We start from the raw sequence: 9,186 nt of genomic DNA, 5'->3' as shown, positions 1-9,186 counted from the left end.
GCGTTCGTTGTCATGCAACGGGTGATCATCCAATTGAAACCACTGACCGGCTTGTAGGCCACGCATCGAACCGCTGCCGCGATAGGTTTGCGCCTGCGCATCCAGCGCTTGCTGGCGCAAGCGCGCGTAATGGGCTAATTGATCGCTGTCGCCGGCGTAATACAGCGTTTGCGGCTCGTAGTACTCCAGCGTGCTTTGCGCCGCCCTTGCCGATGGGCCGGGATCGAGACTGCTCGGCTCGTTGGCTTGCAAAGCGCTGACCGGCTTGTAGTCGAAGCTGGTCATGCTGACTTTGCCCGGCATGATTTGCTGGGCCTGGGCCCAATCGGTCATGCCGTCCTCGGTTTCGGTCGCGTCGGCACGGTGAAAACGCACCCGCTGTTGGCTCGCCTGCGGCAGGCTGTACGGGTCGTCGAACACCGTCAGCTGCACTTGCGGCGGCGAGGTGTCGTGATGTTCGAAGCGCCAGGCCAACCCTTCCTCATGCATCAGCCGGGTGAGGAAGGTCAGATCGCTTTCGCGGTACTGCACGGTATAGCTGCGAATCCCATGCTGACCGCTCAAGTTGAACGTCAGCGTCTGCAAGCGGGCGAACACCGGGTTGTCGCGCTGATGCTCGGCCAGCACCTGCTTGACGATATCGGGCACCGACAGGTCTTGAAACACCCGGCTGGTGACGCGGTGGGTCAACAGCGCCAGCGGCGGCTCGATGGTCAGCCGGTAGCGGCTGAAGCCGCCGTCGGCGCCCAGGCGTTGCGCCTGGGTGATGACGCCGGCGCGCACCACGTCTTGGCCGTTCTGATCGCGGATCGCCAGGCGGGCGCTTTGGCCCAACAGCGGCGCCAGGTCGAGCGAGGCGTCGGGCGACAGGCAGTCGACGGTGTAGCGGTAGCAGGCCGAGACGGCTTCGCTGCCGTCGACGGTTTGCGGCAGCAGCCGTCCGTCCCATTGGTGGCTGTCGCCAAGGTCGAGGGTGATCAGGCGGTTAGCTTGTTGAAAGGCGGAGGCGAAAGCGGCGAGTAGATCGGCAAAGTCCATGCAGGGAGAGAACGGCAAGATGATTTAAAATGCAGCATGAGACAGTAACAAATCGTGATAGTTGCGGCAAGGTTGGTTGGCTGTCCGAAAGGACAGGTTTGGGCACGGGGCTGTTTCCGTGCGTTGCTGCGCGAACGCACGCAACGATAGAGCGCGCGCTACTCGTCGGCATATAGCCAAGTTCGGGGAGCCTACGCTCCCCGCCTCGGTTAGCGCCTTACTCGGCGGTTAAGATCACGCACCCCGCCACCCGCCGGGTACGCACGGCCTCTGGCAAGTAAAGCCACGAGCGCTCCGCATCGACGCGCAGCGACGACCACGGCAGACGGCTGTCGATCACCAAACGGAAAACGTCGGGGTCGGTATGGCCGTTGCGTGGCGGGCAGAGCTTCGAGATCAGCGAGAACAGCGGCAGTTGCTGGAGGTCGTGGTTTGAACGGATGGACGGGGTTGCAGTACGATGGCAAGTAGCCATATCAACTCTCCTTTGGTTAAGGTGTGATGAGTTGTTGTGGTTAGCGGGTTCGGGGGATTGCCGTCCTCCGGGCCCGCGCCTCTGCGGCGGATGCCGCAAGCCCCCACCTTATCCAGCCAACGCGGCTTAGACAAGCTCGCGTGACCGTCAGGAAAATCTGAAAATAGGCCCTATACCAGCCGGTGTTCGATGGCGTAGCGCACCATGTCGGCCACCGAATGCGCCTGCAGCTTCTGCATCAGCCGCACCTTGTGCGTGCTGACCGTCTTGGCGCTGATCGCCAGCTGTTGGGCGATGTCGTTGACGTTGGCGCCGCGCACCAGCCGTTCGAACACCTGATACTCGCGCTCCGACAAAAGCGTGTGCGGCGGGCGCTCGTCGGCGAGCCCGCCTTCGAACACCATGCGGTCGGCCAATGACGGTTCGAGATAGCGGCCGCCGGCGGCGACTTTACGGATGGCCGCCAACAACAGCGCCGGGTCGCTGTCCTTGGTGGCGTAGCCGGCGGCGCCGGCCTTGAGCGCGCGCGCCACGATCTGCACTTCATCGTGCATCGACAGCATCAGAATCGCCGGCGCGGGCTCCAGCGCGCGCAGGCGGGCGATGGCCTCCAGGCCGTTGGTGCCGGGCATGGAAATATCCAGCAGCAGCACATCGCAGGGCGTGGTGCGCAATTGCGTCATCAGCGCGGCGATGTGGGTGGCTTCGCCCACCACTTGCAGATCTGGCGCCATCGACACCAGTTGTTTGATGCCCTCGCGCACGATGGCGTGGTCTTCGGCGATCACGACCCGGATCATGGTTGTTCCTCTCTCAATCGCACCACCAGCGTGGTGCCGTGGCCGGGATTGCTGTCGATTTCCAATTCGCCGCCCATCAGCAGCACGCGCTCGCGCATGCCGACCAGGCCGAAAGAGCGCCGCCCCGCCGGCTGGCTGCCGGGTTGAAAGCCCTTGCCGTCGTCGGCGATGCTCAGGCTGATCTGTTGGTCGCGCGCGGACAGCCCGATGCTGACGGTGCTGGCCTCGGCGTGGCGCAGCACATTGGTCAGCGCTTCCTGCAGAATGCGGAACAGGCCAGTGGCCTGGGCGTCGGCGAGATGCAACGGCGTTTCCGGCACCGACACCAGGCAGGGGATGCCGCTGCGTTGCTCGAAGCGGCGCGCCTGCCACTCGATGGCCGAGCCGAGCCCGGCGTCGAGCACCGGCGGGCGCAGGGCGCTGGCGACGTCGCGCACGATCTGGAAGGTGTTTTCGATCTGTTTTTTCATATTGCCCAAGCGCTCGGCCAATTTGTCGTCCAGGTGGGCAAAGCCTAATTCGCACATCGAGGTTTCCAGCCGCAGCACGGTGAGAATCTGTCCGAGCTCGTCGTGCACTTCGCGGGCGATGCGGGTCTTTTCTTCCTCGCGCACCGATTCCAAGTGGGCCGCCAGGCTGCGCAGCTGGCTGCGCGACTCGGCCAGTTGCAGTTCATGCTGTTTGCTCTGGCTGATATCCCAGACGATGCCGTCCCAGGCGAGGCCGCCATCGTCGTCGGCGCGCACGCTGGCGCGCAGATCGACCCAGACCGGATGGCCGTCGCGGTGGCTTAGCCTGCCTTGCCAAGCCCAATCGCGCGCTTCGGCGACAGCTTGCTCCCTGGCGGCGAGATAGCCCGGCAGGTCGTCGCCGAACACCGCCTGGCGCCAGCCTTGCGGCCAGGAGCGCACCACATCGGGCTCGTAACCCAGCATCGGCTGGCTGGCGTCGCTGACGAAGCTCAGCCGCGCGGACGCGCCGTCTCGCGGCATCTGCAGCCGGAACACCATGCCGGGCACGTTGGACGCCATGCTCTTATAGCGCGCTTCGCTTTCCGCCAGCGCGGCGCGCGCCCGGTGGCGTTCGGTGATGTCGTTGAGGTAGACCACCAGATATTCGGTGGCGCCGAATTGCAGGAAGCTCAGCGATACCGATACCGTCAGCGACTGGCCGTCGGTGCGGCGGCATTGGGTTTCGAAGCTCTGGATTTCCTGCCGGGTGCGCAGCCGGTTCCAGGCATCCAGCCAAGTGTGGTTGTCGAGCAGCGGTTCGAGTTCGGCCAGGCGGCGCGCGAGCAGGTCGTCGCCCTCATCGCCGAGCAGGCCAGCGGCCGTGCGGTTGGCATAGCGGATACGGCTATCCCAGCTGACCCATAGAATTCCGACGGTGCTGTTGTCGATGGAAAACTGTGCGAGCCGCAGGTCCGATTCGGCGGCGCTGCGGCTCTCCAGCTCTTGCCAGGCGGCCAACAGCCGCGCCGCGGCGCGCCGGTTGTCCCGCCGGGAAATGAGCCACAGCGCCACGAGCGCGCAAAACGCCAGCGCCAGCGCGAGAAAGAGTCGCTGCCAAAACGCCACCGAATCGATCAGGCGCGGGTAGTTGGGGCGCAGCCAATCGGCCTGCAGCCGCGCCATCGGTTCCGGCGGCAGTTGCGAGATCGCCTGGTCGATAAGCGGCGGCAAGGCCGGCCAGTCCTTGCGCACGGCGACACGCAGCAGATGGGTGTAGCCGATGTCGCCGACCACCGCCAGGCTGACGAAGGCCGGTTCTTTCAGTAGCGTGGCCAGCCGCGCCTCGTCGACGATGGCGTATTCCGCCTGCTGTTGGATGACTGCCAGCAGTGCTTGGCGGTCGGAGGCTTGCGGCAGGCGGGTCAGTTCGGGGTAGTTGCGTTCGACGAAGCTCCAGGCATCGCTGCCGCGGTCGATGGCCAGCCGCTCGGACAAGGACAGCCGGTCCAGCTCCACCACGTCGGCGCTTTCGGCGCGAAAACCCACGAGCTTGCTCGGAATGCGCAGATAGGGCAGCGAGAACAGCCAGTGATGCAGGCTGGACGGCGTTTGCCGCATGCCTGGCGCCACGTCGACCTCGCCGCGGTCAGCCGCGGCGTCGAGCGCGGCGAGGGTAGGATAGACCCGCCAAGAGAGGCGCGCGCCGGTTTGGTTCGCCAGCAGATTCATGAAGGCGATGTCGGCGCCTTCCAGCCAAGGGCCGCGCGTACTTTGTTCGACATAGGGCGCCTGCAGCACCACGCCCACTCGCCAGTCGCGATGGCTGTCAAGCCAAGGCGCGGCAACCGCCGGCAGCATCAGCGCCCAGGCCAACGCGCCCGTGAGGGCTAAGCGCCAGTCAACGGCGCGTCTGAGTCGAATGGTCCAGCGTTCCAGCGTCACACCCTCTCGCAGCGGTCATCATGAGTGTTCCACTGTACCCACTGCGGTCAAAATAATAAACACAAACGCATAATGTCCCGCCGCTTCTTTTCGTCTGCCCCCATTCCTTGGGTCAGTTTTGACCAAACCGCCCGGTTGGACGATTGATCCATTTTCCTTGCGCCATTAAGTTACGTCATTCTTTTTGCATGGCAACAATTTAAATTTATGACTTTTGAATTGCGTGTGGCGATGGTGTCATGAAGCATTTCGCGGATATCTGTATTGTCGGCGCCGGCATTGGCGGGCTCTATTGCGCCACGCAGCTGGCCGAGGCGCCGGCGTGCCGAGGCTTGTCGATTCGGGTGTTCGATCTCTTCGACGAGGTGGGGGGGCGCATCCGTTCTCGCGTGGCGGCCAGCGGGCCGGTGGTCGATATGGGTGCGGAACGGTTCTGCCCGCCACGCCATCCCGGCGTGCAACGGCTGATGCGGCGCTACGGGCAAACCTGCGTGCCGTATCCGTTTGCCGCCGCCCATGGCGACCCGTCGGCGACACGCGCGCTACGCGCGTTGTGGCGCGATTTGCCGGCGCTGCGGCATGGGCCGTTTTTGGCCGAGCTCAGCCGCCGTCATGGGCGGGAAACGGCGTTCGCGATGATTCGCGCGCTCGGCTACGATGCCTTGCTGCAACCCACGGTTTCGACCGCCATGGCTCACGACATCGTCGGTTCCCATCCGGAAACCCAAGCGTTGGCGGGGTTGGGGGGCAACCGTTGGTTTTGCGCCGAAGCGGGGCTGCAGCGGTTGATGCGGGCCATGCAGCTGCATGCGCAGGCCGCGGGGATCGCCTTCTGCCTACGCCATCGCCTGCTGGCGGTGACGAGGACGCCGCGCGGTTACTGCCTGAATCTGAGCGATGGCCACGAGCGCGCGCAGACTTACGAGGCGCGCCACGTGCTATTGGCGCTGCCGCCATCGGCGTTGCACTTGCTCAATCTCGATTTCCCCCAGGCATGGGGGCCGGCCCGCTTCGGTTCCCTGCCGCTGTTCAAGGGTTTCTTGTTCTTCGATGAACCGTGGTGGCTTGCGCGCGGACTCGGCGACCAGATGCGGGTCGTCGACAATCCGCTGCGCAAGGTGTACTTCCGTGGCGACCGCTATCTGTTTTTTTACACCGACAGCGACAGCGCCGGGTTTTGGCGCAGTTGCCTGGCCGACGGTGAAAAATGCTATCAAACCACGGTGCGGCGGCATTTGGCCGACGCGCTCGGTTTGGCGGCCACAGCCATTCCGCCCCCGAACGATTACTTGCAACAGTATTGGTCGCATGGGGTCGAATTCACCCAGCCGATGGGGGCGCGGCCGCCGTTGGCATTGCAGCATGCCGATGGCGGGCTTATCGCGTGCTCCGATGCCTATACGGCGCAGGGCGGTTGGATGGAGGGCAGCCTGCAAAGCGCCGACGAGGCCTGCCGCCTCTTGCTGGCCAGGTTGTCCGAAACCTCTCGTCGCGTCGTGATCAAGCAATGAGCGTGCTGGATTTTCCCCGTCTGTTCTTCCGCGGCGCCGCCCGCGCCCATGTGCCGACCGCCAATCGCAACACGCACGGTCAGATCGACATGGCCAGCAACACGGTGCGCATGGCGGGCGAGCCGGTACCGGCCGACTTGCCGCCGCCGGTGTTCCACCAGTATTTGCGCGAACTGGCGCCGCGTTTCGACCTCGACGGACGCCCCGCCGCCGACGGCGTGTTCAGCGAGGCCGCCGGGCATAACGCCAGCGGCAATAGTCACTTCTCTTGGGAGGCCGTGACGGTGAGCGCGGTGCAGCGCGCGGATGGCGCGCCGGATCGAGACGACGCGCTGGTGGGGGCTGGGCTGTCGTTGTGGGGGCACTACAACGATTATTTGCGCACCACCTTCAACCGCGCCCGTTGGGTGGATCTCGACCCGACGCGGCCTGATACCGCGCAGATCTACGCCGGTCAGCTGGTCATTTCGCCGCCCGGCGCAGCGGCCCACGCCCCCTGGCTGCTGTCGGCCATGCTGGGACCGGCGCCCCATCCCGCGCGTTGGGTGCGCGGCGGCCACATTGTCGATCTGCCGCCGCATTTCATGCGCGACGCGTTCGCCCGCGCCCATCTGTTTCAGTTCTCGCTCGCGGCAAGCGATATCCAATTCGCCGACGGCTGCGAGCGCTACGACGCGCTGTCGGCATTGCGGCGCGCGTTCGACGATGAGGCCGTGCAAGGGCTGACCGTGCAGTACGCGCTGTTCAACATGGCGCCGCCAACGGGGCCGGACATGCCGTCGTTCTTTACCCTGGCCGGCGTCATCGGTCTTTGGCGCCGGCAGGAGCTCGCCACCTATCCTGCCGGGCGTTTGCTCGTGCCGCGTGACGCGGCGCTCGGACCGATGACCGTGCGCGTCGGCGAGACGCGCGTGTCGTTCAATATGCCGACCGCTATTCCCTTTGCCTCGCGCGCGGCGGCCGTGGCTGGCTGCTTGACGCCGGCGCTCGGCCCCGTGTTGCCGCTCGGGGTGTTGATCTTGCGCGACGAGGCCGGCCAGGTGATCGCGCGCGTGCCGCCTGTCGACTATCAAGATTATTGGCGTCATCACGGGGTGCTGGACGTGGCGCGGCTGGCTGCCCCGGCGGGAGCGCTTCGCCTCGTCAGCGAGCTGGCGCGCTGGGACGAGCAGGAGTGGGTGGCGCAAACGGACGCGGGCCACCGCTATCTCGAAGCGCCGGACCGGCGCCGGGATCGATCTTTCCCGCAGACGCTGGCGATACGCTGCTATTGGCGCGGCATGGCGCATGCCGCGCCGGCGCTGCCCATGCGGATGACGGGAGAGGGGCGGGCGGAGGCCTCGCTGCGGCCAGACGGCGACGCGCTCGCGCTGACGGTCGCGGGCGTGCGGTCTGGCGCGGTGCGGCTGTTGCTTGGCGAGGGGGGCGATTGGGTGGCGCTGCGCGTGCTGCCGGACGATTGGCACTTGGACGACGTGCCGGACGAGGATGTCGATTTCGCTTTTCTCTACCGCCACGTGTTGGGCTATTACGAGCTGATCTATCCCTTCATGGCGGACAAGGTATTCAGCCTGGCCGATCGCGGCAAGTGCGAAACCTATGCGCGCTTGATGTGGCAGATGTGCGATCCGCAAAACCGCGACAAGAGCTACTACATGCCGAGTACGCGCGAGCTGTCGCTGCCCAAGGCCAAGCTGTTTCTCAAATATCTGACGCGGATCGAGGCCGGGCAGGCGCTGCCGGCGGTGACGCCGGCGCCGCCCTGCATCGCCGACCGCGCCGGGCTCGTGCAGGCGCTACGCACGGCGGTGGATCTGGAGCTGTCGATCATGCTGCAGTATGCGTTCGCCGCCTATTCGATACCCGCCTATGCGCAAGGCCAGCGGCTAGTGGCCAGCGGGCAATGGTGCGAAGCGGCGTTGGCGCTGGCTTGCGGCGGCGCCGACCGCCGGCGCGACGGCGGCTTGCGCGGCACGCTTTTGGCCATCGCGCATGAGGAGATGATTCATTATCTGGTGGTCAACAATCTGCTCATGGCGTTGGGCGAGCCATTCCATCCGGGGTGCGCGCTGGTTGGCGACGCGGCGCGGCGCGCGTTCGGGCTCGACACCGAATTCGCCTTCGAAGCTTTTTCTGCGCCGGTGCTGGCGCGCTTCGTGCGGTGGGAGTGGCCGGATTTTTTGCCGGCGCCAGGCCCTTCCGTGGCGGCGTTTTATGTCGCGATCCGCCGCGCGCTGACCGAGTTGCCCGATCTGTTCTCCGACGCGGGCGGCAAGCGCGGCGGCGAGCACCATCTGTTTTTGAACGAGCCGGTCAATCAGGCCTATCCGGCCTATCAGCTGGAAGTGACCGACCGCGCGAGCGCCTTGTTCGCCCTCGACTTCGTCACTGCTCAAGGCGAGGGCGCCGCCTTGGATTCACCGCAATTCGTCCATTCGCATTTTCACCGTCTGCGCGCCATGAGCACCCGCCTGCATCAATTGCCGCGGCCGTTCGAGCCCGGCTGGCCGGTGCTGAAAAACCCGTCGCTGCGGCCGCGCGCCGACTGCACGCCGGTGACCGACGCGGGCGCGCGGGCGCTGATGCGGCTTTACCAGGAGGGTTATGCGCTGATGATGCAAATGATGACGCTGCATTTCGCCCAGCGGCCGTTGGGGAGTCTGCGCCGCTCACGGCTGATGAATGCGGCCATCGATGTGATGACCGGCTGGCTGCGGCCGTTGTCGCTGGCGCTGGTTGCGCGGCCGTCCGGCGTTCCCGGCCGTCTGGCCGGCCCGCCGGTGCCTGAACCCGTGACCATGGACGTGCCGGACGATTACGCCGCCGGGTGCCGCGTGCTGGCGGCGCGCTGCCGGGCGCTGTTCGAGCGCGCGGACGGGGTGGCCGACGCCGCGCCACGGGCGATTTTGGCGTTTTATGCCCGCCAGATGAACGATCTGGCGGATGGCAAGCTGACACGAGAGGCCTGA

General features: G+C 65.8%; 6 protein-coding genes. 2 read left to right on the top strand and 4 right to left on the bottom strand.

What is annotated here, in order from left to right; genetic code table 11:
• From JOZ06_RS13055 to JOZ06_RS13040, 4 genes are all read right to left on the bottom strand, one after another.
• On the bottom strand, nt 1-1,038 hold a 1,038-nt coding region (locus tag JOZ06_RS13055), incomplete at its 3' end, for a type VI secretion system Vgr family protein (RefSeq protein WP_293233102.1).
• 217 nt (nt 1,039-1,255) lie between these two features.
• Complete coding sequence (locus JOZ06_RS13050; protein ID WP_293233100.1) at nt 1,256-1,513, bottom strand: hypothetical protein; 258 nt, start codon at nt 1,511-1,513, stop codon at nt 1,256-1,258.
• Nucleotides 1,514-1,683: 170 nt separating this feature from the next.
• On the bottom strand, nt 1,684-2,313 hold the full coding sequence (locus JOZ06_RS13045) for a response regulator transcription factor (protein WP_293233098.1): 630 nt from the start codon (nt 2,311-2,313) through the stop codon (nt 1,684-1,686).
• On the bottom strand, nt 2,310-4,706 hold the full coding sequence (locus tag JOZ06_RS13040) for a transporter substrate-binding domain-containing protein (RefSeq protein ID WP_293233096.1): 2,397 nt from the start codon (nt 4,704-4,706) through the stop codon (nt 2,310-2,312). The genes JOZ06_RS13045 and JOZ06_RS13040 overlap by 4 nt, the downstream gene beginning before the upstream one ends.
• 239 nt (nt 4,707-4,945) lie before the next feature.
• Between JOZ06_RS13040 and JOZ06_RS13035 the strand changes: the two genes are divergently transcribed.
• A complete protein-coding gene (locus JOZ06_RS13035) occupies nt 4,946-6,217 on the top strand; it encodes an FAD-dependent oxidoreductase (RefSeq protein WP_293233094.1) in 1,272 nt (423 codons plus the stop codon).
• Nucleotides 6,214-9,186 carry an iminophenyl-pyruvate dimer synthase VioB gene (gene vioB, locus JOZ06_RS13030; protein ID WP_293233092.1) on the top strand — a complete coding sequence of 991 codons (2,973 nt, stop codon included), beginning with the start codon at nt 6,214-6,216 and terminating at the stop codon, nt 9,184-9,186. The genes JOZ06_RS13035 and vioB overlap by 4 nt, the downstream gene beginning before the upstream one ends.

This window comes from Paludibacterium sp. (genome assembly GCF_019232825.1).
Classification (GTDB): Bacteria; Pseudomonadota; Gammaproteobacteria; order Burkholderiales; family Chromobacteriaceae; genus Paludibacterium.
The sequence above is the reverse complement of the archived record's forward strand: the minus strand, read 5'-3'. Positions and strand labels throughout refer to the sequence as shown.

What these genes read in the sequence shown, in the direction of transcription:
- JOZ06_RS13045 (WP_293233098.1), bottom strand. Translation starts at nt 2,313, where the DNA reads ATGATCCGGGTCGTGATCGCCGAAGACCACGCCATCGTGCGCGAGGGC.
- JOZ06_RS13035 (WP_293233094.1), top strand. Translation starts at nt 4,946, where the DNA reads ATGAAGCATTTCGCGGATATCTGTATTGTCGGCGCCGGCATTGGCGGG.
- JOZ06_RS13050 (WP_293233100.1), bottom strand. Translation starts at nt 1,513, where the DNA reads ATGGCTACTTGCCATCGTACTGCAACCCCGTCCATCCGTTCAAACCAC.
- vioB (WP_293233092.1), top strand. Translation starts at nt 6,214, where the DNA reads ATGAGCGTGCTGGATTTTCCCCGTCTGTTCTTCCGCGGCGCCGCCCGC.